25 protein-coding genes are annotated in these 23,353 nt (G+C 70.5%); 9 read left to right on the forward strand and 16 right to left on the reverse strand.

The genetic code is table 11. The features are described 5' to 3' along the window. Positions 1-29: 29 nt before the first annotated feature. Positions 30-653, reverse strand: coding sequence for a dTDP-4-dehydrorhamnose 3,5-epimerase (gene rfbC, locus ACLQ3B_RS25335; protein WP_425783200.1), 624 nt, complete (start codon positions 651-653; stop codon positions 30-32). Next, positions 650-1,537, reverse strand: coding sequence for a glucose-1-phosphate thymidylyltransferase RfbA (rfbA, locus tag ACLQ3B_RS25340; RefSeq protein ID WP_425783201.1), 888 nt, complete (start codon positions 1,535-1,537; stop codon positions 650-652). Before rfbA ends, rfbC begins: the two co-directional genes overlap by 4 nt. 85 nt (positions 1,538-1,622) lie before the next feature. Here rfbA and rfbB point away from each other — a divergent pair, with 85 nt between their 5' ends. From rfbB to ACLQ3B_RS25370, 6 genes are read left to right on the forward strand one after another with little or no spacing between them, the layout of a single operon-like run. Further along, positions 1,623-2,624, forward strand: coding sequence for a dTDP-glucose 4,6-dehydratase (gene rfbB / locus ACLQ3B_RS25345; RefSeq protein WP_425783202.1), 1,002 nt, complete (start codon positions 1,623-1,625; stop codon positions 2,622-2,624). Continuing rightward, entirely contained in the window at positions 2,621-3,508 is an 888-nt protein-coding gene (rfbD, locus tag ACLQ3B_RS25350; RefSeq protein ID WP_425783203.1) for a dTDP-4-dehydrorhamnose reductase, read from the forward strand. Before rfbB ends, rfbD begins: the two co-directional genes overlap by 4 nt. Continuing rightward, positions 3,505-3,876 (forward strand): DUF2304 domain-containing protein, encoded by a 372-nt coding sequence (locus ACLQ3B_RS25355; protein WP_425783204.1) that lies wholly within the window; start codon positions 3,505-3,507, stop codon positions 3,874-3,876. Before rfbD ends, ACLQ3B_RS25355 begins: the two co-directional genes overlap by 4 nt. Continuing rightward, positions 3,869-4,570, forward strand: a complete 702-nt coding sequence (locus tag ACLQ3B_RS25360) for a glycosyltransferase family 2 protein (protein ID WP_425783205.1) — start codon at positions 3,869-3,871, stop codon at positions 4,568-4,570. The genes ACLQ3B_RS25355 and ACLQ3B_RS25360 overlap by 8 nt, the downstream gene beginning before the upstream one ends. Then, positions 4,567-5,880: a lipopolysaccharide biosynthesis protein gene (locus tag ACLQ3B_RS25365; protein ID WP_425783206.1), complete on the forward strand. Its 1,314-nt coding sequence runs from the start codon at positions 4,567-4,569 to the stop codon at positions 5,878-5,880. Before ACLQ3B_RS25360 ends, ACLQ3B_RS25365 begins: the two co-directional genes overlap by 4 nt. Then, entirely contained in the window at positions 5,877-6,905 is a 1,029-nt protein-coding gene (locus tag ACLQ3B_RS25370; protein WP_425783207.1) for a glycosyltransferase family 2 protein, read from the forward strand. Before ACLQ3B_RS25365 ends, ACLQ3B_RS25370 begins: the two co-directional genes overlap by 4 nt. Before the next feature lie 93 nt (positions 6,906-6,998). Here the strand turns inward: ACLQ3B_RS25370 and prcA are convergent, their stop codons facing one another. The 10 genes from prcA to ACLQ3B_RS25420 form a co-directional block, all read right to left on the reverse strand. Next, positions 6,999-7,820 (reverse strand): proteasome subunit alpha, encoded by an 822-nt coding sequence (gene prcA, locus ACLQ3B_RS25375; RefSeq protein WP_425783208.1) that lies wholly within the window; start codon positions 7,818-7,820, stop codon positions 6,999-7,001. 64 nt (positions 7,821-7,884) lie between these two features. Beyond that, on the reverse strand, positions 7,885-8,724 hold the full coding sequence (gene prcB / locus ACLQ3B_RS25380) for a proteasome subunit beta (RefSeq protein WP_425783209.1): 840 nt from the start codon (positions 8,722-8,724) through the stop codon (positions 7,885-7,887). After that, a complete protein-coding gene (locus tag ACLQ3B_RS25385; RefSeq protein WP_425783210.1) occupies positions 8,643-9,164 on the reverse strand; it encodes an endonuclease VII domain-containing protein in 522 nt (173 codons plus the stop codon). Before ACLQ3B_RS25385 ends, prcB begins: the two co-directional genes overlap by 82 nt. Before the next feature lie 186 nt (positions 9,165-9,350). Further along, positions 9,351-9,566, reverse strand: coding sequence for a ubiquitin-like protein Pup (locus ACLQ3B_RS25390; RefSeq protein WP_030332902.1), 216 nt, complete (start codon positions 9,564-9,566; stop codon positions 9,351-9,353). Positions 9,567-9,670: 104 nt separating this feature from the next. After that, complete coding sequence (gene dop / locus ACLQ3B_RS25395) at positions 9,671-11,188, reverse strand: depupylase/deamidase Dop (protein WP_425783211.1); 1,518 nt, start codon at positions 11,186-11,188, stop codon at positions 9,671-9,673. Between the two features lie 141 nt (positions 11,189-11,329). Further along, complete coding sequence (locus tag ACLQ3B_RS25400; RefSeq protein ID WP_425783212.1) at positions 11,330-12,883, reverse strand: DUF2142 domain-containing protein; 1,554 nt, start codon at positions 12,881-12,883, stop codon at positions 11,330-11,332. A gap of 58 nt (positions 12,884-12,941) precedes the next feature. After that, a complete protein-coding gene (locus ACLQ3B_RS25405) occupies positions 12,942-13,874 on the reverse strand; it encodes a glycosyltransferase family 2 protein (RefSeq protein ID WP_425783213.1) in 933 nt (310 codons plus the stop codon). Positions 13,875-13,876: 2 nt separating this feature from the next. Beyond that, on the reverse strand, positions 13,877-14,824 hold the full coding sequence (locus tag ACLQ3B_RS25410) for a Gfo/Idh/MocA family oxidoreductase (protein WP_425783214.1): 948 nt from the start codon (positions 14,822-14,824) through the stop codon (positions 13,877-13,879). After that, positions 14,817-15,917, reverse strand: a complete 1,101-nt coding sequence (locus ACLQ3B_RS25415; RefSeq protein WP_425783215.1) for a DegT/DnrJ/EryC1/StrS family aminotransferase — start codon at positions 15,915-15,917, stop codon at positions 14,817-14,819. The genes ACLQ3B_RS25410 and ACLQ3B_RS25415 overlap by 8 nt, the downstream gene beginning before the upstream one ends. A 22-nt stretch (positions 15,918-15,939) precedes the next feature. After that, positions 15,940-16,473: an acyltransferase gene (locus tag ACLQ3B_RS25420; RefSeq protein ID WP_425783488.1), complete on the reverse strand. Its 534-nt coding sequence runs from the start codon at positions 16,471-16,473 to the stop codon at positions 15,940-15,942. A 108-nt stretch (positions 16,474-16,581) separates the two neighbouring features. Between ACLQ3B_RS25420 and ACLQ3B_RS25425 the strand changes: the two genes are divergently transcribed. Continuing rightward, positions 16,582-16,995 carry a GtrA family protein gene (locus ACLQ3B_RS25425; RefSeq protein WP_425783216.1) on the forward strand — a complete coding sequence of 138 codons (414 nt, stop codon included), beginning with the start codon at positions 16,582-16,584 and terminating at the stop codon, positions 16,993-16,995. 107 nt (positions 16,996-17,102) lie between these two features. Here the strand turns inward: ACLQ3B_RS25425 and arc are convergent, their stop codons facing one another. Further along, entirely contained in the window at positions 17,103-18,887 is a 1,785-nt protein-coding gene (arc, locus tag ACLQ3B_RS25430; protein WP_425783217.1) for a proteasome ATPase, read from the reverse strand. Positions 18,888-19,065: 178 nt separating this feature from the next. Between arc and ACLQ3B_RS25435 the strand changes: the two genes are divergently transcribed. After that, entirely contained in the window at positions 19,066-19,359 is a 294-nt protein-coding gene (locus ACLQ3B_RS25435) for a ferredoxin (protein WP_425783489.1), read from the forward strand. 50 nt (positions 19,360-19,409) lie between these two features. Here ACLQ3B_RS25435 and ACLQ3B_RS25440 read toward each other — a convergent pair whose 3' ends face one another. Genes ACLQ3B_RS25440 through ACLQ3B_RS25450 form a run of 3 tightly spaced genes read right to left on the reverse strand, consistent with a single transcriptional unit; the run spans position 19,410 to position 22,181 of the window. Beyond that, complete coding sequence (locus tag ACLQ3B_RS25440; RefSeq protein ID WP_425783218.1) at positions 19,410-19,982, reverse strand: hypothetical protein; 573 nt, start codon at positions 19,980-19,982, stop codon at positions 19,410-19,412. Positions 19,983-20,028: 46 nt separating this feature from the next. Beyond that, a complete protein-coding gene (locus tag ACLQ3B_RS25445) occupies positions 20,029-21,030 on the reverse strand; it encodes a tRNA (adenine-N1)-methyltransferase (protein WP_412100268.1) in 1,002 nt (333 codons plus the stop codon). After that, complete coding sequence (locus ACLQ3B_RS25450) at positions 21,027-22,181, reverse strand: site-2 protease family protein (protein ID WP_425783219.1); 1,155 nt, start codon at positions 22,179-22,181, stop codon at positions 21,027-21,029. The genes ACLQ3B_RS25445 and ACLQ3B_RS25450 overlap by 4 nt, the downstream gene beginning before the upstream one ends. A gap of 77 nt (positions 22,182-22,258) precedes the next feature. Between ACLQ3B_RS25450 and ACLQ3B_RS25455 the strand changes: the two genes are divergently transcribed. After that, positions 22,259-23,173 carry a RecB family exonuclease gene (locus ACLQ3B_RS25455; protein ID WP_425783220.1) on the forward strand — a complete coding sequence of 305 codons (915 nt, stop codon included), beginning with the start codon at positions 22,259-22,261 and terminating at the stop codon, positions 23,171-23,173. The last annotated feature ends 180 nt before the right edge of the window (positions 23,174-23,353 follow it).

Raw genomic sequence — 23,353 nt, forward strand, 5'->3', positions numbered from 1 at the left:
TCGGAGCACAGGTCGTGCTTCAAGCGCGGTCACATACCGGTTGAGTGCGACATTCCGTCCGGGCCGAGGCTCGCCACGAACCGCCGACAGCTGTCGTACTCCGGGAGCAGGCCCCGCTCGCGGGCCTGCGCCAGGGTCGGCGCCGCGTCGTCGCGCGCGGACAGCAGCGGAACCTCGGCGGGCCACTCGATGCCCAGCTCCTCGTCCAACGGGTGCACCGCGTGCTCGCCGGTCGGGTTGTAGGTGGCCGAGCAGAGATAGCTCAACGTCGCGTCGTCGGTCAACGCGCAGAACCCGTGCCCGAGACCCTCGCTGAGGTAGACCGCCCGACGGTCGGTGTCGTCCAGCCGGACGCCCTCCCAACGGCCGAAGGTCGGCGAACCCACCCGCAGGTCCACGACCACGTCCAGGACCGCGCCCCGTACGCAGGTGACGTACTTGGCCTGCCCGGGCGGCACGTCGGCGAAGTGGACGCCGCGCACCACGCCACGCGCGGAGACTGACAGGTTGGCCTGGGCCAGCCGCAGCGGATGCCCCACCGCCTCGGCGAGCTTGTCGAAGCGGTACCACTCCATGAACATGCCACGCGGATCACCGTGCTGCTGGGGCGTGATCTCCCAGGCACCCTCGATGCCCAGCTCCCGGATCTTCACCAGGAACCCTCGTCGCCGGCCTGCTCGCTCAGCAGACGCAGCAGGTAGTCGCCGTAACCGCTCTTGGTCAGCGGCTCGGCGAGCGCGCGCAGCTGCGCGTCGTCGATCAGGCCAGCCCGCCAGGCGACCTCCTCGACGCAACCGATCTTGAGACCCTGCCGCTCCTCGACCACCCGGACGAGCTCGGCGGCCTGCATCATCGAGGTGAACGTGCCAGTGTCCAGCCAGGCGGTGCCCCGATCCAGCACGGTCACCGACAGCTCCCCGGTCTCCCGGTACACCTCGTTGACCGCCGTGATCTCCAGCTCGCCGCGGGCGCTCGGGGTGAGCTTGCCGGCGATGTCCACGACCCGGTTGTCGTAGAAGTAGAGGCCGGGCACCGCGTAGCGGGACTTCGGCCGGGCCGGCTTCTCCTCGATCGAGAGCACCCGACCATCGGCGTCGAAGTCGACCACGCCGTAGTCCTGCGGGTTGGCCACCTGATAGGCGAAGACCCGCCCGCCGACCGGGTCACCGTGGTCGGCGAGCTGCCGACCCAGACCCACACCGTGGAAGATGTTGTCGCCGAGGACCAGTGCCACCGACTCGGAGCCGATGAAGTCCGCGCCGAGGACGAACGCCTGCGCGATGCCCTCCGGGCGCTCCTGGCCGACGTACTCCAGCCGCAGCCCGAACTGGCTGCCGTCGCCGAGCAGCCGACGAAACTGGTCCTGGTCGTCCGGCGTCGTGATCACCAGGATCTCCCGCACCCCGGCCATCATGAGGGTGGAGAGCGGGTAGTAGATCATCGGCTTGTCGAAGATCGGCATCAGCTGCTTCGAGACCGCCCGGGTGATCGGCCAGAGCCGGGACCCGGTGCCGCCGGCAAGTAGGATTCCGCGCACCGGGGAAGCCTAGCCGCACCCGGACGTGTCGTGCGGGGGTCGCATACCAGGCGCCGCGCCGGCCGTCGCGTATACTTCCGGACCCGTGAGGATCCTCGTCACCGGCGGAGCCGGATTCATCGGGTCGGAGTACGTCCGCCTGCTGCTGGGCAAGCCCCTCGGCAGCGCGGACGGTGTGTCGCCGCTCGAGCCGGCCGTCGTGACCGTGCTGGACAAGCTGACCTACTCGGGCAACCTGGCCAACCTCGATCCCGTGCGCGACGACCCGCGACTGCGGTTCGTGCAGGGCGACATCTGCGACCCGGTCGTGGTCGACAAGGTCGTGGCCGAGCACGACGTGGTCGTGCACTTCGCCGCCGAGTCACATGTCGACCGTTCGATCGCCGGCGCCGCGCCGTTCGTCACCACGAACGTGCTGGGCACCCAGACGCTGCTCGACGCGGCGCTGCGCCACGGCACCGGCCGCTTCGTGCACGTCTCCACCGACGAGGTCTACGGCTCGATCGACGAGGGCTCCTGGACCGAGACCTGGCCCCTCGCCCCCAACTCGCCGTACTCGGCGTCCAAGGCCGGCTCCGACCTGCTCGCGCTGTCGTACCACCGCACCCACGGCATGGACGTGGTCGTCACCCGCTGCTCCAACAACTACGGCCCGTACCAGTTCCCCGAGAAGGTCATCCCGCTGTTCGTCAGCAATCTGCTCGACGGGGGCACCGTCCCCCTCTACGGCGACGGCGGCAACATCCGGGACTGGCTGCACGTGCACGACCACTGCCGCGGCATCGCCCTCGTCCAGCAGAAGGGCCGCGCCGGCGAGGTCTACAACATCGGTGGCGGCACCGAGTTGACCAACAAGGAACTCACCGGTCTGCTCCTGGACGCCTGCGGCGCCGGGTGGGACCGGGTCGTCCCGGTCACCGACCGCAAGGGGCACGACCGCCGGTACTCCCTCGACATCACCAAGATCAGTGAAGAGCTCGGCTACCACCCGAGCATCACCCTGGACCAGGGTCTCGCCGACACCGTCCGCTGGTACCGGGACAACCGCAGCTGGTGGGAACCCCTCAAGTCCGCGCCGACCGCATGACCCGACTCCTCGTCACCGGCGCGGGCGGGATGCTCGGCCGGGACCTGGTCACCGTGCTGAGGGCGCGGCCCGACCTCAAGGTGACCGCCGCCACCCGCGCCGACCTGGACGTCACCGACCGCGCGGCGGTATCCGCCGCCGTCGCCGGGCACGACCTGGTGATCAACGCGGCCGCGTGGGCCAACGTCGACGCCGCCGAGGCCGACGAGGCCGCGGCGACCGCCGTCAACGGCGACGCCGTGGCCAACCTCGCCGCGGCGTGCGCCACCGACGGAACCCGGCTGATCCAGGTCTCCACCGACTACGTGCTCGCCGGCAACGCGGACACCCCCTACCCGGAGGACGCGCCCACCGCGCCGGTCAACGCCTACGGCCGTGGCAAGCTGGTCGGCGAGCAGGCCGTCGCGCGGCTACTACCCGACACCGGGTACGTCGTACGCACCGCCTGGCTGTACGGCGCCCACGGCCCGAACTTCGTGGCCACCATGCTCCGACTCGCCACCCAGCGCGAACACCTCGACGTGGTCGACGACCAACACGGCCAGCCCACCTGGTCCCACGCGCTCGCCGAGCGGCTCGTCGCGCTCGCCGACGCGGCGCTGGCCGGTCAGGCGGCGCCCGGCGTCTACCACGGCACCTGCGCCGGGCAGACCACCTGGTACGGGTTGGCCCGAGCCGCGTTCACGCTGGCCGGGCTGGACCCGGACCGGATCCGACCCACCACCAGCGACCGGTATCCGCGTCCCGCCCCCCGGCCTGCGTACAGTGTGCTAGGGCACGGCCGCTGGGCGGCCCTGGGCCTGCCCCCGCTTCAGGACTGGCACAGCGCCCTGGTCGACGCGTTCCACTCCCCCGCTCCACCCGCCCCGTGGAAGGTCGCATGAAGCTCACCCTCGTCACCGGCCTGACCGGTCTGCTGCTCCTCGGCACCATCGTCGAGCTGCTGCGCCGCCGTCAGCTGCGCGAGAAGTACGGCATGCTCTGGCTCGCCGTGCTGGTCGTCGTGATCCCGCTGTCCCTGTTCCCCCGGCTGCTCGACAACGTCGCCGAAATCCTCGGCGTCGCCTCCGGTGTCAGCCTGGTGCTCTTCCTCGGCATCGTCTTCCTGCTGCTGGTGTGCGTGCACCTGAGCTGGGAGGTCAGCGCCCTCGAAGAAGAGACCCGCACCCTGGCCGAAGACTTCGCTCTGCTCCGCGCACAGATCGACGCGGACCGGGCGGCCCGTGACGAACTGGTGTCGAACGATGGTTAACGGCAAACGCACACTCATCATCATTCCGGCGCTGAACGAGTCGGGCTCGATCGCCGACGTCGTCGGCGAGATCCGCGGCGAACTGCCCGGCGTCGACGTACTCGTCGTCGACGACGGCTCCACCGACCGCACGGCGGCCGTCGCCGCCGCCGCCGGTGCCCTGGTCGCCAAACTGCCGTACAACCTCGGCGTCGGTGGGGCCATGCGTCTGGGCTACCGCTACGCCCGCGACCACGACTACGAGGTCGCCATCCAGATCGACGCCGACGGCCAGCACGACCCCCGGTACGTGCCGAAACTCGTCGACCTGCTCGACGACAACGACCTCGTCATCGGCGCCCGCTTCGCCGGTGAGGGCGACTACAAGGTCGGCGGCCCCCGCCGCTGGGCCATGGTGATGCTCTCCGCCGTGCTGTCCCGGGTCGCCCACACCAAACTCACCGACACCACGTCCGGCTTCCGGGCCGCCAACCGGCGGGTCATCGAAATGTTCGCCACCTGGTACCCGGCCGAGTACCTCGGCGACACGGTGGAGACCCTGGTCCACACCGCCCGCCGTGGATACCGCATCCGGCAGGTGCCGGTCGCCATGCGCAAGCGGATGGCCGGCACGCCCAGCCACTCCCCCGCCCGGGCGATGATCTACCTCGGCCGCGCGTTCGCCGTCCTCACGCTGGCGCTCATTCGCCGGTGATCCAACGCCTGCTACGCCTGATCCCGCCCGGCACCATCGCTGTTGGTGCCGGGCTGGGCCTTCTCGGCCTCGCCTCCTACGTTCATCTCGCGGTCGCCGGCCACAGCCTCAGCAAGGCCGACTACTCCGCCCTGTCGGTGCTCTGGTCGATCGTGTTCACCTTCGGCATCGGCGTGTTCATGCCGATCGAGCAGGAGGTCGCCCGGGTCGTCGCCGCCCGGCACAGCCAGGGGCTGCCCCCGGGGCCGGTGCTGGCCCGCGGCGTCACCGTCGCCGCCGTGCTGCTCGCCGTACTGGTGTTGGCCGTCACCGTCGGCCGTCAGCCGCTCGCCGACAAGCTGTTCGCCGGGGACGGCAACCTGGTCACCGTGCTGATCGGCGCGCTCGCCGCGATGGCCGTCGCCTACGCCACCCGCGGCGTGCTCTCCGGCCTGCAACTGTTCCCCTGGTACGGCACCCAACTCGGGATCGACGGCGGCCTGCGCATCATCATGGTCGCCCTGCTCGGGCTGGCCGGGGTGACCTCCCCCGTCTGGTACGGGCTCGTCCTCGTCGCCGCCCCGCTGGTCAGCGTCCTACTCACCCTGCCACCGGTGCTGCGCGCCGTCGGCGCCGGCCCGCCGGTGGCCTGGGCCACCCTGCTGCGCGGCCTCGGCCTGCTCACCGCCTCCAGCCTGCTCTCCCAGGTCGTGGTGAACATCGGCGTGATCAACGTGCAGCTGCTCGCCCCCTCCGACGCGGCGGCCGCCGGCGCGCTGCTCTCCGCCCTCGTGCTGGTCCGCATCCCCCTGTTCGTCTTCGGCTCCCTTCAGGCGTCACTGCTGCCCGGCCTCGCCACCACCGCCACCACCGGCGACCAGGTCGGCTTCCACAGCCTGCTGCGCCGGGCGCTCGGCATCGTCACCGCGCTCGGCCTCACCGGGGCCCTCGGCGCCGTGCTGCTCGGCCCGTGGCTGGTCGGCACCCTCTTCGACGCGCCCGGCGTTCTCGGCCACGGCGACTTCGCCTGGTTGGCGGCCGCCACGCTCGCCTACCTGTGGGCGATGGTGCTCGGCCAGGCCCTGCTCGCCCTCGACCGGCACCGCGCCCAGGCCCTCGCCTGGACCGTCGGCGTAGCCGCCCTGATCGCCGTGACGCTGATCCCGGCTCCGGTCACCCTGCGAGTCGAGCTGGCGTACACCATCGGCTCCGTCATCGTGGCCGCCACCATGGCGACGCTGCTGCTACGCGGCGGTGTCCGCCGACCCACCACCCCCACCCGGCCGCTCCCCGAGGCCGTCGCCCCTGCCGCATCCGGAGGCATCCGATGACCCGCCCACAGGTGACCGCGGTCATTCTCGCCTACGGCGCCGAGCCGTACCTCGTCGACGCCGCCCGAGCCGTCCTGGCCAGCACCGACATCGACATCGAGCTGGTCGTCGTCGACAACGGGTGTACCGGCGACGGCATCGACATCGTCAAGGGCTTCCCCCAGGTCCGGGTGGTGCGCCCCGAGCAGAACACCGGCTACTCCGGCGGCTGCCGGGTCGGTGCGGCCGAGGCCACCGGAGACTGGCTCGCCTTCGTCAACTCCGACGCCGTCGTCGCTCCCGACGCCCTCGCCAAGACGGTCGCGGTCGCCGCCGAACCGGGTGTCGGCGCCGCGATGGCCTCCATCCGACTCGCCGACACACCCGAGCTGATCAACACCTCCGGCAACCCGCTGCACTTCACCGGGCTGTCCTGGGCCGGCGGCAACGGCGAACCGGCCACCGCCCACGCCGTACGCGCGAGGGTGCCGTCGCTCAGCGGCTGCTGCTTCGTGATCAGCCGCCAACGGTGGCAGGAGCTCGACGGCTTCGCCGCCGAGTACTTCGCCTACCACGAGGACACCGAGCTGAGCCTGCGGCTCTGGCAACGCGGCCTGCGCCTGGAGTACGTTCCCGACGCCGTCGTGCGCCACCACTACGAGTTCTCCCGCAACGACCTGAAGCTCTACCTGGTGGAACGCAACCGGCTGGTCACCCTGCTCACCGCGTACCAGACCCGGACGCTTGTGGTGCTCGCCCCGATGCTGCTGCTCACCGAAGCCGCCATGCTCGCCGCCGCGCTCGCCGGTGGTTGGACCCGGCAGAAGACCCGCGGCTGGGGTTGGCTGTGGCGCAACCGGTCCTGGGTCGGCGCCCGCCGCCGCCAACTCCAGACCGAACGCACCGTGCCCGACGGGGTGATCGCCGAGCTGATGACCGCCCGGGTCGCCCCCTCGAACATCGACTCGCCCCCCGGCATGGGCGTGTTCAACGCGGTAGCCGCCGGCTACTGGGCCCTCGCCCGGCCGCTGCTCCAGCGCCACTGACCCACCCGGGTAGACGACGCACCGGGGCTGCTCACGCAGACGACAGCGCCGGGGCCCGCTCACGCGGAACCCCGGCGCTTCGTCGTCTCACGATCAGCTGTCGGCCTGCCCCGGCCGATCCTCCAGGTCCGCGGAGCCCGCCGAGCTGGTCGGCTTACCCGCCTCCCCGGTCGGCACGCTCGGCGTGTCCGGCAGGTCGCTCGCCGGCGGCGCCGCCTTTCCGTCCAGCAGCGCGGTCAGCGCGGCCCCGGTGATCCGCCGGAAGGTCCTGCCCACCCGCTGACGGTCCAGCACCGCCACCTCGAGTTGGTTCGCGGCGATCGTCCGGGCTGCCCCGCCCTCCCCACCGACACTGCTCAGAGCCTGCATCGCGACCTTCGCGGCCTCCCCGAGCGACATGTCCGGCCGGTGGTTGGACTTCAGCACGCCGGTGATGGCCTCAGCCTGACCACCCATCGCCATCCGCCCAGGCTCGTCGTTGACCGAACCGTCGTAGGTCAGCCGGTACAGTTCGTCGTCAGCGGCCGTGGCCCCGACCTCCGCCACGCAGATCTCCACCTCGAACGGCTTCGACTGCTCGGTGAAGATCGCGCCAAGGGTCTGCGCGAACGCGTTGGCCAGGGCCCGACCTGTGACGTCCCGGCGGTCGTAGCTGAGCCCGTTCAGGTCGGCCATCCGCACGCCGGCCCGTCGGAGGTTCTCGAACTCGTTGTAACGGCCGACCGCGGCGAAGCCGATCCGGTCGTAGATCTCACTGACCTTGTGCAGGGCGCTGGAGAGGTTCTCCGCGACGAAGAGCACCCCGCCGGAGTAGCTCAGGACCACGGCGCTACGCCCGCGAGCAATGCCCTTACGGGCCAGCTCGGAGCGGTCACGCATGATCTGTTCGGGCGAGGCGTAGAACTGCATGGCCACGGCGGCGGTTCTCCTAACGGCGCTGTGCTGAGGACTGCTGGCTGGTGGGGGTGAGCGGGCCGAACTAACCGCCCGGGTTTTCCATCCGGCCGGCGACCACGCCCTCGGCGATCGTCGCCGTCTCGGCGTCGGTGAGCCGGTAGGTGCCCTCGGCAGTCGCGGTCATCACCACGGGGTAGATCCGCCGGGTCAGGTCGGGCCCACCGGTCGCGGTGTCGTCGTCGGCCGCGTCGTAGAGCGCCTCGACCGCCAGTCGCGTCGCGTCCTCGGCGGACAGCCCGACCCGGTACCGCTTCTTCAACGCGGACTTGGCGAACAACGACCCGGACCCGATCGCGTCGTAGCCGGTCTCCTCGTACGGGCCACCGGTCACGTCGAAGCTGAAGATCCGACCGGCCCGCGCCGGGTCCGCGGCGGCCAGGTCGAACCCGGCGAAGAGCGGCACCACGGCCAACCCCTGCATGGCCGCCCCCAGATTGCCCCGGATCATCGAGGCCAGCCGGTTGGCCTTACCGTCCAACGAGAGCATCGCGCCCTCGATCTTCTCGTAGTGCTCCAACTCCACCTGGAACAGTCGCATCAGCTCGATGCCGATACCGGCGGTGCCCGCGATGCCGACCAGCGAGTACGCGTCGGCGGGGTGCACCTTCTCGATGTCGCGCTGGGCGATCAGGTTGCCCATGGTGGCCCGTCGGTCGCCCGCCATCACCACACCGTCGGCGGCCGCGATGGCCACGATGGTGGTCGCGTGCGGCGCCAGGTCGGCGGCCATGCCCGGCGGCAGCGGTCGCCGACCGGGCAACATCTCGGGGGCCACCCGACTCAGAAACGTCGTGAAGGAGGACGTCCCCGCGTTGGTGAACACATCTGGTAGACGCCCGGATGGATCAAAGCCCGCTGCCACGTGGTTCCTCTCAGGTACGTGATCGCCCTGGCCAGCCTCATGGGACTGTCACGGAACTGGCCAAGACCACCGTTGCAGTTGAAGCAGAGTATCCCGCGCACCCATCCGGTGCGATGATCGTGGTCCAGATGTTGCGGGTCGGCGCCGCCACAGACCGCGCAGACCCCGCCCTGCTCGGCCAGGAGTTCCTGAAACTCTTTCTCACCCACGCCGTACCGCTGCCGCAGGTGGTACTCGCGATTGCCTCCATAGAGGCGTTCTTTGGTCTCCCTGGTCTTCGTGTTGTGGCAGGGCTTGCAGTAGGTGGCATAACCGGAGGCATCCGCCCGGTTACGGGGAAAGGCATCGAACAGCTTGACCGCGTTGCAGGCCGGACAAAACCTGGGCCCCTCCGGCACGACACGACCTTCGCGCACCTCGCGGTCAAACTTGGCTCTCACCCGACGCGCGTAACTTGCCTTGCATCGCTCGTTGAAGCAGAGCTTGCAGAAACTACCCCGACCGCCTGGCCGCTTGGAGCTCGCGCAGAACTGATCGAGCGCCTTCCATTCGCTGCAATCTCGGCAGCGGCGGAGTCCGTCCCGATCATCGTTCGCTCTAGGCATGTCCGAATTGACCCTATATGCTCACTGACCTCCTTTTTGTACGTAACCTCTCACGAATTCCTCTGCGTTTTCTTCGAGGACGGAGTCGATCTCGTCGAGGAGGTCGTCGACGTCCTCGGTGATCTCGGCGTGCCGCTCGGCCACCTCGGGGTTGGCCTCGGTGGTGACGTCCTCGATTTCCTCGCCCTGACGGGACTTGCCGGACTGCGACTGGCCGCCGCTGTCATGAGTGGCCACTGCTGCCTCCTCCACGATCGTCTGCGATGAACTTACCTCGCGCGGGCGACGAAAAGCCCGCCGCGCGCCGGCTTGCGGCGCACGACGGGCAGACGAATCCGGAATCAGCCCCCGGTCAGCGTCTCCAGCAGGTCCTTGGCGCTGGCGCAGCGGTCGAACAGGGCGCCGACGTGTGCGCGGGTGCCCCGCTCCGGCTCCATCATCGGGACCCGGACCAGCGACTCCCGACCCACGTCGAAGATCACCGAGTCCCAGCTCGCGGCGACCACCTCGGAGGCGTACTGGGCGAGGCAGCGACCGCGGAAGTAGGCCCGGGTGTCCTCCGGGGGCTCGGTCATCGCGGTGCGGGTCTCGTCGTCGGTGAGCAGCGTCTTCATCGCCCCCCGGCTGACCAGGCGGTGGTAGAGGCCCTTCTCCGGCCGGACGTCGGAGTATTGAAGGTCGACGAGCTGGAGCTTGTGCGAGCCCCAACCGAGCTTCTCCCGCTCCCGGTAGCCCTCCAGCAGCCGTAGCTTGGCCACCCAGTCCAACTCGTCGGCGCAGAGCATCGGGTCCCGGCCCAGCCGGTCCAGGACGCTCTCCCAGCGGTCGAGCACGTCGACGGTCTGCTCGTCGGCGTCGGTGCCGTACCGGTCGTCGACAAAGGACCGGACCCGCTCCAGGTAGGCCCATTGCAGGTCCAGGGCGGTGAGCCGGCGACCGTCGCGCAGTCGCATGCGGTGCGTCAGGGAGGGGTCGTGGCTGACGGCGCGCAGCTCGCTGACCGGGTCCGCGATGCCGAGGTCGGCACCGAGCGCCTTCTCTTCGATCATGGTGAGGATCAGGGCGGTGGTGCCGACCTTGAGGTAGGTGGAGATCTCGGAGAGGTTGGCGTCGCCGATGATGACGTGCAGCCGGCGGTATTTGTCGGCGTCGGCGTGCGGCTCGTCGCGGGTGTTGATGATCGGACGCTTGAGCGTGGTTTCCAGACCCACCTCGACCTCGAAGAAGTCGGCGCGTTGGGAGATCTGGAAGCCGCTCTGGCCGCCGTCCTGGCCGATGCCGACCCGGCCGGCGCCGCAGACGATCTGCCGGGTGACGAAGAACGGCGTCAGGTACGCCACGATGTCGGCGAACGGTGTCTGCCGACGCATCAGGTAGTTCTCGTGGGCGCCATAGCTGGCGCCCTTGTTGTCGGTGTTGTTCTTGTAGAGGTGGATCGGCTGGGTGCCCGGGATGGTGGCGGCCCGGCGGGACGCCTCGGCCATCACCCGCTCGCCGGCCTTGTCCCAGCGCACGATGTCCCGGGGGGTGGTGACCTCCGGGGTGGAGTATTCCGGATGGGCGTGGTCGACGTAGAGCCGTGCGCCGTTAGTGAGTATCACGTTGGCCAGGCCGAGGTCTTCGTCCGCGAGCGCCTCGGCGGGGTCGTACGCGGCGCCGGAGTAGGTGAAGCCACGGGCGTCGCGCAGCGGCGACTCTTCCTCGTAGTCCCACCGGGCCCGGCCGCCCCGGTTGAGTTCTGGACGTGCCCCGTAGGCGTTGACCACCTGCGATGAGGTGACCATCGGGTTGGCTCCGGCCTGCCCAGGCACGGAGATGCCGTACTCGACCTCGGTGCCCATGATTCGCCGTACGCTCATCCCGCGCCCCGCTTCAGCTCGCTGACGTACCGGTCCACGCCCGCGCCGGCCGGCGCGTTACCGCTCGATCGGCCCTGCACTCCAGACTAGTCCGATTCCGACAGCAACGCCCGCACCGGGCGCGGTCGGCCGGTCGGTCGATCAGCGAAGATCCGCCGCGGGCGCCGGCTCGGTGATCGCGGGCGTCGGCTCGCCGGGCTCGCTCAGTGGGCGCATCGAGACCCGCCAGGCGAGGACGCCGAGCAGGGTCAGACCGAGCACGCTCGCCAGCAGGGGCGTGATCGAGCCGAGCGGCGGGTGCCAGTCGCCGGCGAAGGGGTTGAAGGTGCGGAAGGTCAGGTATTTGGGCAGCCCGTCCTGCCACCGCACCATCGTCAGGACCAGCGTGAAGAGCTGGATCGGCAGGAGCAGGACGACGCTGAGGCGGACCAGGGTTCGGCTGCGGGTCGCGTCGAGCCCTCGCTCCTCCCAGACGTACGCGGCGAACAGCATCACCCCGGCGAGCATCGGCAGCATGTAACGGCCCTGGGTGACGAACCCGGTCTGCTTGACCAGGGCCACCTGCATCACGGACGGCACGACGGTGCCGGCGACGATCAGGACGAGCAGTCGCCAACGGTCGACCAACCGGCCGAAGACGAACGCCCCGATCAGTAGCGTCGCGGCGACGAACTGCCAGGTCAGGTAGATCGGCGCGGGCATTCGGGTGTCCAGCCACGACGTCACTCCGACCATCTGGTCGAGGTAGCCGCGCCACCGGTCGGCCTCGGCGAGGGCGGCCTGACCGTAGGTGTAGACGTTGCCGCCGTAGTTGCCGAGGTCGGAGGACTTCATCACGACGCCCCAGCCGACGGCGGTGAGGGCCGCGACGGCGATGCCGCCGACCCACCACCACACGGCCTTCTCGCGCATCAGCCGGACGACGTTGCTCTGCCGCCACGGGAAGGCGAAGGCGACGAACGCCGCGGCCAGCCAGAGTGGCCCGGTCTGGCGCAGCATCGCGAGCAGCAGGCCGCTGACGCCAGCCAGGATGAGGAGCCCGTGGTGCGGCTTCGGCCGGCGGTCCAGGAACAGGGGGATGGTCGCCGCGAAGAACGCCACGCCGGCGGCGATCTCCACGCCGTTGGGGTTCACGGCGCTGGCCATCTGGGCGGCCATCGGCGTGACGGCGACCAGCAGCCCAGCGACCATCAGACGACGCCGGGACCAGTTCACCGCCACGACGAACGCGCTGGCCAGCAGCGCTGCGGCAATGCCGGCGCTGATGAACCGGGCGAGCAGCACCCCGGACCAGCCCGGCCAGAGGTCGAGCGGCCAGCCCACCAGGGCGTAGTAGACGGGGTGGTAGCGACCGGCGCCGGTGCCGGCGCGCACGGGGGTGTCGTCGCTGCCCGGTGGGACCGCGCAGGCGGCCGAGATGGCCGGCTTGAACTGCCAGCACTGTTCTCTGACCAGGCCGGCGGGCACGTCCTGGAAGGCTCCCGAGCCCTTCTTGGCGGCCGCCGGCGGCGGGGCGATCTCCCCCGCCGCCACACCGGCGGCGCGGATCATGTGTTCCCGCTCGTCCGGCGTGCCGTCGTAGGGGGCGGCGACCGACCAGGCCCCGATGGTCAGCAGGAAGCCGACGAACGCCAGGATCCAGACCCGGCGGGCGCCGGCGACGGCGCCGTCGCCGGCCGCAGGTTGTTCGGTCATCGCGGTTCTCTGCGCTGCCTTTCAGGGGGGCGTGGAACGGATCAGGCCTCGATACCGGTCAGTCCGGCGTCGACTGGATGTCCAGGGTGAGCGCGGAGATCAGCATGTGGATGCCGGTCAGCAGCGGCCCGACGCAGAGCAGGACGCTGCCGGTGGTGGCGACCGGTGGGCCGAGCGTCTCGGCCAGCACCCAGATCCCCCAGCCGGAGCCGAACAGGATGAGGAACAGGCCGGTGAAGAACAGCAGCGCGACCGCGGAGAACGAGGCGAGGACGTGCTTGAGCAGCATCCGCCGCCAGAAGCCGCGGAACAGGAGGCTGGCGATGCGGGGGGCCACCCGGTGGATGCGCATCGTCGACACCTCCTCGCCGTAGCTGGCGGGGATCGGCACGTCCTTGGCTCGGGCGTTGGCGATGTTGAGCCAGATCAGGAGGTCGTTCTCGAATTCGTAGCCGCGTGCCACGGCGGCGACGTTGAGTCGCAGCAGGGCCGATCGGGACACCGCGGTATAGCCGTTCTGCGGGTCGAAGAGGTTCCAGTAGCCGCTGGCGACCTTCGTCGCGAACGACAGGGCGACGCTCCCCAGCATCCGTACGGCCGGCATGTCGGCGAACGAGGTGCGGGAGAAGAAGCGGTTCGCCTTGGTGAACTCGTAGCCGTCGTCGCAGATCGGGTCGAGCAGCGCCGGCAGGTAGGCCGGGTCCATCTGGGCGTCGCCGGCCATCACGACGTTGATGTCGGCGCCCAGCGCGAGGGCCCGCTCGTGCCCGTCCATGATCGAACCACCGACGCCTGTGTTCTTCTCGTGGTCGATGACGACGACGCGCGGGTCCCCCACCGCGCGAGCGCGCTCGGAGGTGTCGTCGGTGGAGCAGTCGTTGATGACCACGATGAAGTCCACGAAGTCGGGCATCGTGGTGATCGTCTTGCCGATCAGCCGGCTCTCGTTGTAGGCCGGGACGACGGCGGCAACCTTCTGACCCTTGTACATGCTCAGCCGACCAGCGCGGTGTCGCGGATCTGGAGGCACACCTCGAGCGCGGCCAGGCCGTCCTCGCCGCTGACCACCGGTCGGCGACGGTTCACGACGCAGTCGGCGAAGTGCCGCAGCTCGTGCATCAGCGGCTCGCCGTGCTGCGAGAGGAAGGGGATCTCGACCCGGCCGCTCTGCCGGTAGCGCACGCCACCCTCGGAGAGGAACTCGGAGTGCTCGATCCGGTGCACCTCGACCTGCTGGCGCAGCAGGTCGGCGATGACGCAGTCGTTGCGCTGGGTGAGGGTCACGCGGCGGATCTTGTTCTGGCTGACCCGGCTCGCCGTGATGTTGGCGATCATGCCGTTCTCGAACATGAGCAGGGCGAAGGCCAGGTCCTGCTCTGCGGAGCGGACGATCCGGGTCGCCGCGCGGTGCGCGACGATCTCCGAGCCGGCCACCGTCCGGGCCAGGTCGACGTCGTGGATCATCAGGTCCAGCAGGACGTCGGCGAGGGCGCGGTTGGAGAACGGGCCGACCCGGGTGATCTCCAACGACAGCGGGTCGTCCACCAGTTGGAGGAGCTCCGTCACCGCCGGGTTGAAGCGCTCGACGTGGCCGACCATCAACACGCGTTCGTGCTTCTCGGCGAGGTCGATGAGGTGCCGCGCGTCGGCGACGGAGGTCGCGATCGGCTTCTCGACGAGCAGGTCCCGGCCACTGCGCAGGATGCGCGCGCCCAACTCGCCGTGGGTCTCACTCGGGGTCGCCAGGATGACCGCGTCCACGCCGGCCAGCGCCTCGTCGAGGTCGGTCGTGTAGTCCGCGCCGATGGCCTTGGCCAGGGTGGCGGCCCGCTGGGGGTCGGGGTCGCAGACGGAGGTGACGGTGACGTCCGGCGTGGCGCGGGCCACGCGACCGTGGTTCGCGCCCATGATGCCCGCGCCGATGATCGCCAAGTTAGGCATTGAACGCACCTCGTACGGCCTCGATCACCTGGTCGACGTCGTCGTCGGCGAGGTGCTGGTGAACAGGAAGGGAGAGCGCCTCCTCGGCGGCGCGAAGGGCACGAGGGGTCTCGTCCGTGCCGATCTGTGGGTGGCCCACGTAGCAGTCGTAGTGGTGCATGAGGCGGGGGTAGTACAGACCGTAGCCGATCTGCCGCTCGTCAAGCTGTTTGCCGAGGTCGTCGCGGGTCAGCGGCGCGTCGGCGCCGATACGCACGGTGTACTGGTGCCAGACGTGGCTACGCCCCGCAGGCACCGACGGGGTGGTCAGCCCGGGCAGGTCGGCGAGGCCGGCGGTCAGCCTCGCGGCGTTCGCGGCTCGACGGGCCGTGGTCTCGGCCAGCCGGCCGACCTGCGGCACGGCGATGGCCGCCTGGAGGTCGGTCAGCCGCCAGTTGTGGCCCGGCGCCTCGTACTGGTACCGCACCCGCATGCCCTGGTTGCGCAGCAGCCGGAGCCGGTCCGCGATGGCGTCGTCGGAGGTGGTGATCAGGCCGCCCTCGCCGCACTGCAGGTTCTTCGTGGCGTACATGGAGAAGCAGCCGACGCCGAACGAGCCGACCGCCCGGTCGCCGACGCGGGCGCCGTGCGCCTGGGCGGCGTCCTCGACGATCGCGAGCCCGGCGGTGTCGGCGATCGCGGTGAGGGCCGTCATGTCCGCGGGCAGGCCGTAGAGGTGCACCGGGAGGATGGCCTTGGTCCGTTCGTTCACCAGCGCCTGGACCGAGGCCGGGTCGATGGTGAAATCGTCACGGATGTCGGCGAAGCGGACCGTCGCTCCGGACTCGAGGATCGCGTTCAGGGTCGCCGCGAAGCTGAAGGGAGTGGTGATCACCTCGTCGCCGGGCTGCAGGCCGAGCGCTTCGAGAGCGGCCACCAGGGCGACGGTGCCGTTGCTGACGGCCACGGCGTGGGGGACACCGCACAGCTCCGCGAAGGACCGCTCCAACTCGGCGACCATCGGACCCTGAGCCAGCCTGCCGGACCGCAGAACCGACAGGACCGCGGCCTCTTCCTCGGGGCCGATGACCACCGAGGTGATGGGAATAGACATGAGAGGTTGTCTCCTGTGGGGTTCAGCGCTCTTCGAGGACGCCGGCGGGCAACTGCTCGTCGCCGCGGGCGACCACCTCGCCGTTGCGGTTGACCCAGCCGAGGTGCCGGGCCGGGTTGCCGGCCACGAGTTGGTACGGCTGCACATCGCGCGTGACGACGGCGCCCGCGGCCACCAGGGCGAACTCCCCGATCTCGGTGCCGCAGACGATCGTGGCGTTGGCGCCGATGGAGGCGCCCGTGCGGACCAGGGTCGGCGTGACCTTCCAGTCCGGGTTCTGGGCGCGCGGGTTGAGGTCGTTGGTGAAGACCGCGCTCGGGCCGACGAACACCTCGTCCTCGAGCGTGACACCGTGGTAGACCGAGACGTTGTTCTGCACCTTGACGCGGTCGCCGATGGTGACCCCGGCGTCGACGAACACGTTGCGGCCGAGCGTGCAGTCGGCGCCGATGCGGGCGGTCGACCGGACATGCGTCAGGTGCCAGATCCGAGTCCCGGCTCCGACCTCGGCCCCGGTTTCCACCTCGGCTGTCGGGTGGACGGAGACGCTCGGCATGTCGGTCACTGCACACCTTCGGGGGGTCTCGGGGCGATCGCGGGACGGGGAGACGATAGCGTGCTCCACCGTGACGACACATGGCGGGTCCGCATCCGAGGGTCAGCGATGAGGGCGGCGGCCTCGGCGACGCTCGCAGGCCTGACACGCCGCAGCGAGGTGCGGTTTCTGATCGTCGGCGGTCTCAGCGCGATCACCGACACCAGCGCGCTCTACCTGTTCCACGGTGTGCTGGGAGTGTGGCTACCGTTCGCCACGGTGCTCGCCTTCGCCGTGGCGTTCGTGGTCAACTTCGGGCTCAACCGCGCCTGGTCGTTCGGCTCGACCGGCGACGTCGGCGGTCAGGCGTGGCGGTATCTGCTGCTGGTGATCGTCAACCTGGCTCTCACGGTCGCCCTCGTGCAGGGGCTGACCTGGGCCGGCCTTCCGTACCTGGTCGCGAAGATACTCACCACCGGGGGCCTGGCGGTGCTGAATCTCTTCGTGTCCCGCAAGTGGATCTTCACCGACGGGCAGAGCTGACCCGCGGGACCGACGGGCAGAGCTGACCCGCGGGGCAGCCCGCCGGACACGAGCGGAACGACAACCGGGGCGACGCGTCGAAACGCGTCGCCCCGGTTGACCGTTGCCTACAGGTACTGGCCGGTGTTGCTGGCGGTCTCGATGGACCGGCCGGCCTCGGCGCCCTTGCCGCCGGAGACGAGCGTGCGGATGTAGACGATCCGCTCGCCCTTCTTGCCGGAGATGCGCGCCCAGTCGTCGGGGTTTGTCGTGTTGGGGAGGTCTTCGTTCTCGCGGAACTCGTCGACACAGGCGTCGAGCAGGTGCTGCAGACGCAGCCCCTTGCGACCCGAGGTGAGGAACTCCTTGATGGCCATCTTCTTGCTCCGGTCGACGATGTTCTGGATCATCGCGCCGGAGTTGAAGTCCTTGAAGTAGAGGACTTCCTTGTCGCCGTTGGCGTAGGTGACCTCGAGGAACCGGTTCTCCTCGGTTTCGGAGTACATCCGCAACACCACGGCGTCGATCATCGCCGCGACGGTGGCCTGGGGGTCGGCGCCGTGTTCGGCCAGGTCGTCCGGGTGCAGGGGCAGCCCGGAGAGGATGTACTTGGAGAAGATGTCCTTGGCCGCCTCGGCGTCCGGTCGCTCGATCTTGATCTTCACGTCGAGGCGACCGGGGCGCAGGATCGCCGGGTCGATCATGTCTTCCCGGTTGGAGGCGCCGATGACGATGACGTTCTCCAGCCCCTCCACGCCGTCGATCTCGCTGAGCAGCTGCGGGACGATGGTGTTCTCCACGTCGGAGGAGACACCGGAGCCGCGGGTCCGGAAGATCGAGTCCATCTCGTCGAAGAACACGATCACCGGCGTGCCCTCGCCGGCCTTCTCCCGTGCGCGCTGGAAGATCAGCCGGATGTGCCGCTCGGTCTCACCGACGTACTTGTTGAGCAGCTCGGGGCCCTTGATGTTGAGGAAGAAGCTGGTGTGCTTCTCCTTGCCCTGACGCTCGGCGATCTTCTTGGCCAACGAGTTGGCCACCGCCTTGGCGATGAGCGTCTTGCCACAGCCGGGCGGGCCGTAGAGCAGGATGCCCTTGGGTGGGCGGAGCTGGTGCTCACGGAACAGGTCCGCGTGCAGGAACGGCAACTCCACCGCGTCGCGGATCTGCTCGATCTGCGACTGGAGGCCACCGATGTCGCCGTAGTCGACGTCGGGCACCTCCTCCAGGACCAGCTCCTCGACCTCGCTCTTCGGAATCCGCTCGTACGCGTACGACGAGCGGGGCTCGATCATGAGCGAGTCGCCGGCCCGGATCGCCGAGCCGATGAGCGTCTCGGCGAGGTGCACGATGCGCTCCTCGTCGGAGTGGGAGACCACCAGCGCCCGGTCGCCCGGCCCGCCGTTCGGCCCCTCCAGGATCTCCTTGAGCATCACCACTTCGCCGACCCGCTCGTAGCCGAACGCGTCCACGATGTTGAGCGCGTCGTTGAGCAGGACCTCCTGGCCGCGCAGCAGGTCGCCCACGTCGAGCGAGGGCGAGACCGCGACCCGCAGTTTGCGGCCGCCGGTGAAGACGTCCACCGTGCCGTCCTCGTGCTTGGCCAGGAAGACGCCGTACCCGCTCGGCGGTTGCGCGAGCCGGTCGATCTCCTCCTTGAGCGTCACGATCTGCGTGCGAGCCTCCTTGAGGGTGCTCACCAGCCGGTCGTTGTTCTCGGTCAGCCGCGCCAACTGTGCCTGGGTGGCCGCCAGCCGCTCTTCGAGCTGCCGGACGTGTCGGGGGCTTTCGGTCAACTTGCGCCGCACCAGGGCGAGTTCCTCCTGCAGGAACGCGACCTGCGTGGAGAGATCGTGGGCTTCCTTCTCCCACCGTGCGGCGCGCGAGTCCGCGTCGTCGCTACGTGCTGCCACGTCCCACCTCCCCGGGGGGCTTGAACGTTCTGCCCTAACACTAGCCGCTATGAGGCCGATTCGGTCCCACGCAACACCCTCGTCACCGAACCTTGATCGCCAAGGGTGGCCTGACGGGCCGTTACCGGCGTTCGGGTACCGTCGGAGCGTGGCACGGGAGAACATGGGGGGTGCGCCGGTGGCCGAGGTCGCGACCGACGAGTTGCAGGTCTGGGTCGACCAGGATCTCTGCACGGGCGACGGGCTCTGCGTGCAGTACGCGCCAGAGGTGTTCGAGTTCGACATCGACGGCCTGGCCTACGTCAAGGGCGCCGACGGCGAGCTGCGGATGGCGCCGGGCAGCCGGGTCGACGTTCCCGCGCACCTGCGGCTCGAGGTGATCGACTCCGCGAAGGAGTGCCCGGGCGACTGCATCCACGTGGTGCGCGGCGACGGCGTCGAGGTCGCCGGCCCGGAGGCCGAGGAAGACTGACCCACCGGCCGGGCCGCGCGGCCCGGCCGGCTCCACAACCGGGGTACGCCTCAGAGCATCGGACGGCCGACCACCGAGGCGACCAACCGCGCGAACTCCTCCAACCGGGCGATCTGCCCGGCCCCGCCGTCGTCGAGGGTCTTGCCGAAGCGCAGCGCGTCGTGCCGGGGCGTGCCGGCCATCTCCTCGCTCGGCGGCGCCTCGTCCAACGAGGTGAGCAACAGGTAGACGTCGATGCTGTCGACCCGGATCTCGCCGCTCTCGGCACGGTTGAGCCGCCGCCGGCAACCCACCTCGGTGACTGTGGAGATCGGCACCACCCGCAGCGACGAGGTCATCGAACCCGGCGGGCCCTCCTCCGGCGGGACGTCCTCGCCGTGCCAGAGGATGAGCCGACTGCCGTCGCACACGACGACCTCCTGCCACACCCCGTTGACCTCGTTGACGAAACGTTCCAGGGTGAAGCCGAGCACCGACGCGCCGCGCAGCACGCCGCCGAGGGCCTCCAGGGCGACGTCCGGGTCGCGCAGGTAGGCCCGCGCCGCCGACTCCAGGTCCTGGTAGGGCGACCAGTCGGGAAAGACCGCGGGGAGGTCTCCACCGCCGTAGCCCGGTCGGCTCATGCCAGCGTCTCCCCCTGCTCGGCGGTGCCGACACCCAGCTCGATGGTCACGGCCTGTCCATCTCCCCCGTACCGTTGGGCTGCGCGCCGGCCGCCTGGGCGGCAGCGGCCTGTCGGGCCGCCTCCGCCTCGCGCAGGTCCTGGCGGCGCTGCACGTACGCCTCGGTGCCCTTGCTGGGTTTGCGGCGGCGCGGCGGCGCGGTGACCCCCGGGGCCAGCTTGCGCGCGGACACCAGAAAGGCGGTGTGCGCGATCATCCGGTGGTCTGGGCGGACGGCGAGGCCCTCGGCGTGCCAGTCGCGCACCAGGGACTCCCAGGCCCGTGGCTCGGTCCAGCCGCCGCGCTCGCGCAACGCCTCCACCAGCTCGGAGAGCTGCGGTGTGGTGGCGACGTAGCCGATGAACACCCCACCGGGCACCAGCGCCCGCTCGACCATGTCGAGGGTCTCCCAGGGGGTCAGCATGTCCAGGATTATCCGGTCGAAGCCGGTCTCCTGGCATTGCGCGACGTCGCCGACGTGCAGGTTCCACGAGGGGTGCGGCCCGTTGAAGAAGGCCTCGACGTTGCGCTTGGCGATCTGGGCGAAGTCGTCGCGCAGCTCGAACGAGTGCAGCTCGCCCTCGGTGCCGACGGCACGCAGCAGGGAGCAGCTCAGCGCGCCAGAGCCGGCGCCGGCCTCGAGGACCTTGGCGCCGGGGAAGATGTCGCCCATCGCGACGATCTGCGCCGAGTCCTTCGGGTAGATCACCTGGGCGCCGCGTGGCATGGACAGCACATAGTCCGACAGGAGCGGCCGCAGGGCCAGGAACGCGGTGCCGCCACCGGAGGTGGTCACCACGCTGCCGTCGGGGAGCCCGATCAGCGCGTCGTGCGCCAGGATGCCGCGGTGGGTGTGGAACTCCTTGCCGGGCTCCAGCGTCACGGTGTGCATCCGCCCCTTGGGGTCGGTCAGCTGGACCCGGTCGCCGGGCCGGAACGGCCCCCGGTGCACGGGTGTCAGCGCCGGGGTGGCGGGGTCGGCGGCGACGGTGGAGGGAGTTGCGGTCACGGTGTCATCTTCCGGTTGGGTTCGAGGAGCTGGGCCAGGTCCGCGATGTGCAGAATGCCGACGACATCTTCGCCTGACGTCACCACGTACTGCGCGCCCGGGTGGGTCTGTACGGCCTCCATCACCCGCTCGCCGTCCCACCCGACCGGCAGCGTGGGAAGTGTGCCCAGTGACCGGGCGACGGCGTCCACCGCCAGCCACGGTCGGCGCTCGACCGGCACCGCGTCGGCGGCGGCCGGGTCGACAAGCGCCACCGGTCGACCGGTGGAGTCGGTGACCAGCAGCGCCGCGTCGGGCTGCCCGCTCTCGGTGCGTCTGCGCTGGGCCTCGGCCAGGGGCGTACCGGTGGTCACGGGCCAGATCGGACGGGCCAGTCGGGCGAGGTCGATCAGCGGGAACCGGCGGCTGACCCGGGCGGCCCGGATCGACTGCCCGGCACCGCGCCAGAGGGTGACGGCGACCAGCAGCATCAGCGGCAGCGCCAGCGGCGCCAGACGCCGCTCGACGGTGAGGAGCACGACCAGGGCCGCGGTGCCGACGGCGACGATCCGGCCGGCCCACCCGGCGACCTCGGTGCCGAGGTGCCGGTCGTGGGTCAGCCCCCACACGGCGGCGCGCAGCGCCCGACCGCCGTCGAGCGGCAGCCCGGGCAGGCTGTTGAACACCGCCACGATGACGTTGCTGACCGCGAGCTGGAAGGCGAGCTGGTGGGCCACGGTCCCCTCGGGCAGGGCGAGCGTGGCGGCGACCGCCAGGACGCCGAGCACCGCGGAGACCGCCGGGCCGGCCAGCGAGACCAGCAGGTCGACGCGGGGCGACGGGGCGTCCCGGTCCATCTCGGTGTAGCCGCCGAGCAGCTCCAGGGTGATCCCGCGCACACCGATGCCGTACCGGCGGGCGGTGAGGGCGTGGCCCAGCTCGTGCAGCAGCACCGAGCCGAGCAGCGACACGACGAACCCGAAGCCGATCAGGTAGCCGCTGAGCTGCGGCAGGTCCAGTTGTCGGCGGGCGAACTCGCCGTACAGCACCGCGATGAGCACCGCGAGCAGGACCATGGAGCCGTTGAGGTGCAGCGGCACCCCGAACACCCGGCCGACGTTCAGGCCGAGGCGTCGGTCTGGTCGGCGCGGCGGCCTGGTTGTCTGCTCCATCGCCACGATGCTACGGACCGTCCCTGTGCGGGGCGGGTGGCGGTCGGTGTCATACCGGTGCCCTAACCTTTGCCCACATGACGGCGGAATCGGTCACCACCTCCCAACCCTCCCCCGCGGCGCAGGCGCCGCCGACGGTGCGGGCCTCGCTGTCCCCGTCGCGGGCGGCGGATTTCAAGACCTGCCCGCTGCTCTACCGGTTCCGCAGCATCGACCGGCTGCCCGAGCGCACCACCATCGAGCAGGCCCGGGGCACGTTGGTGCACGCGGTGCTGGAGCGCCTGTTCGACCTGCCCGCCACCGGGCGCACGCCGGAGGCGGCCGGTGACCTGGTGGCCCCCCAGTGGGACCGGCTGGTCACCGAGCAGCCGGAGCTGGCCGCGATCTTCGACGGCGCGGAGCCGGCCGGCCCGGTCGAGTTCCTGCGCTCCGCCGCCGGGCTGTTGCAGGGTTACTTCGCGGTGGAGGATCCGACCCGACTGGAGCCGGCCGAGCGCGAGAGCCTGATCTCCGCGGTCGTCGACGAGGAGTTGCTGATCCGGGGTTACCTCGACCGGCTCGACGTCGCTCCGGACGGCGCGCTGCGGGTGGTCGACTACAAGACCGGCGGCGCCCCACGGGAGGCGTTCGAGGCGCGGGCGCTGTTCCAGCTGAAGTTCTATGCCCTGGTGCTGTGGCGCACCCGGGGGGTGGTGCCCCGGGTGCTGCGGCTGCTCTACCTGCGCGACGCCGAGGTGTTGGATTACACCCCGGACGCCGACGAGCTGGTCCGCTTCGAGCGCACCGTGGTGGCGCTGTGGCGGGCGATCGAGCAGGCCACCGCCCGGCAGGATTTCCGGCCCCGGCCGAGCCGGCTCTGCGACTGGTGCAGCCACCAGGCGCTGTGTCCCAGCTTCGGCGGCACCCCGCCGCCGTTCCCGGTCAGCGCGGCGAGCGCCGACCCGCTGCGCGACTCCCGGTCCACCCCGGTGGCGCCGGGCGCCGACGAGTGACGGTTCGCTGACCGAGGCGCGCGCACGGCGCCGCGATTCAGGCCGCCGGGATCGCCCGCCGCAGGCCGACGCCGGAGACCCGACCGCGGCGGTGCCGCCGCGGTCGGGACAGGACGACCGGCCGGCCTCTACGGTGATCCGCGACGCACCGGCTCCGGTACGCGAGGATGACCCGTGCGC

Source organism: Micromonospora sp. DT53, from assembly GCF_049841535.1.
Taxonomy (GTDB): Bacteria; Actinomycetota; Actinomycetes; order Mycobacteriales; family Micromonosporaceae; genus Micromonospora.